Source organism: Lactobacillus sp. N54.MGS-719, assembly GCF_000980505.1.
GTDB classification, from domain to species: Bacteria; Bacillota; Bacilli; order Lactobacillales; family Lactobacillaceae; genus Lactobacillus; species Lactobacillus amylovorus.
On the sequence record NZ_LARO01000088.1, the window covers coordinates 1 to 2,028 of the forward strand.

Here is a 2,028-nt window from a genome sequence, read left to right on the forward strand (position 1 = left end):
TCATAAGTTGGTTCCTCCTATTATTAACAGTTCTATTGTATCTAGCAAGTTATTTTAAAACAAGGGATTCGGCTGATTTGTATGATAAAAGTAATATTTTAATTATGTTATTTTAATAGTAATAAAACATGCATATTTGCACCTTAATTTTGAGGACGATGTTATTGTTGGAAACCTTTTTTATTTTTGCTGTGCTCTATTCACAGCTAGCGAAAAACCGCGGCGGAAAGAACCAACCCAACTTCCCCTTAGCAAATAAGAGGAAGGATCACTCCCACACCACACCTACTCTAGTATCACGTACTTAATATACGTGCTTCAGGCGTGCAGCCTGTACGCATGCTGATCCTTCAGCAAGACTACTACCTCGCGAGAGTTATAAACTCGTGGATCTTGCTTTGAATGATTTTGTACATTATAGGCTCCTATCACCATGCTGAACCTATGGCCTATTACATTTTTTATATTTCAAGGAGGAAAAGACCACATGAAGAAAAATTTAAGAATCGTTAGCGTTGCTGCTGCTTTACTTGCTGTTGCTCCAGTTGCTGCAACTGCTGTATCTACTGTTTCAGCTGCGCCTATAACATCTGTAACCCATTTAGGTAATGTAACTTTACCAGCTTCTGGCTCTACTGTTAATGTTAAGCCAAACATTAGTTTAAATACTAAGGCTGGCTCAGTAAGTGCTGCTATTTCAGTATCATTCTCAGCTACTGTTGACGGCACTACTGCTAACGCTAACTTTGGTGTTAACGCATCAAACCCTTCAAAGATTCAACTTTTCAAGGGCAGCCAAGAAATTACTGACTTAAACCAAGTTACTGAAGCTAACGCTGGTGAAGTTTACAAAGTTTCAATGACTAACGTTGGTTTGAACTTTGGTTCACAAAACGCTAACAAGAAGATCAATTTAAACTTTGGTTCTAACTGGGTTGCACATACAGACTCAGACACAATGACCCACTCAATCGAAGTAAAGCTTGACAAGAATGGTGTTATTAACTTATACCAAGTTGCTATGGACGTAACTGCTAAGGACTTTGCTAACCCAGCAGTTGTTACTTGGCACAATGGTACTACTGGTGCAGCTGTAAACTCAGCAAACATTCAATTGTACGCTGGTGCAGATGACGGTAAGATGAACATTTCACAAGTTCTTAACGCTGTTCCTGTAAACCAAACTAAGGGTAACGCATATTACGCTACTCAACTTGATTCAGACTCAAGCAACATTAGCTACTCAAATAACCTTAAGGATGCTTTGAAGGCTGCTGGTGTTGATGTAGATGCTCAAGGTTGGTTTGTTGCTCCTCAATCATTTACTTTCAATTTGATCGCAACTTCAAACAAGAACAACGCTACTGCTACTTTGCCTGTAACTGTTAACGTTCCAAACGCTAAGGTAACTACTGTTCCAAGTCAAACTAAGACTATTATGCACAACGCATACGTTTACAAGACTTCAAAGAAGCGTGCTAACAAGGTAACCTTGAAGAAGGGTACTGAAGTTACTACTTACGGTGGTGCTTACACATTCAAGAACGGTAAGCAATACTACAAGATCGGTAACGATACTGAAAAGACTTACGTTAAGGTTGCTAACTTTAACTAAGATTAGTTAACACTAACTAAAGTCAAAGAAAACGAGGCATTTTGCCTCGTTTTTTCTTTGCCTTGATTATAAAAAAAGCCCATGACTATCGAACTACAGTCATGGGCTTTTTAGCGCTATTTATTCTAAATTTTGGATTTTATTTAAACGAAGAACTAATTCATTAATTACAGTATTAACTAATAGTTTTCTTTCACAAGTTCTTCAATTTCGTCTTTGGGCATATCTTCACCAAAATATTGTAATACTTTATCTAAAACATCATCGTAAGAAAGATCAAGATCTTGTAAAACTTTTATGGCTTTGATTATATCCTATTTTTTTACTTGTTTATATACTTGTTCGGTAATTCTATTCATCTCATAAGATAATTTATCCATCATGTTATTAACCAACTCTCTACTAAATCAATA

General features: G+C 36.7%; 1 protein-coding gene. It reads left to right on the forward strand.

Annotation, left to right across the window (positions count from 1 at the left end):
* Nucleotides 1-487: 487 nt before the first annotated feature.
* Entirely contained in the window at nt 488-1,615 is a 1,128-nt protein-coding gene (locus tag WS44_RS09035; RefSeq protein WP_046434081.1) for an SLAP domain-containing protein, read from the forward strand.
* Nucleotides 1,616-2,028 lie beyond the last annotated feature (413 nt).

Coding starts and splice junctions, on each gene's coding strand:
- WS44_RS09035 (WP_046434081.1), top strand. CDS start 488: ATGAAGAAAAATTTAAGAATCGTTAGCGTTGCTGCTGCTTTACTTGCT.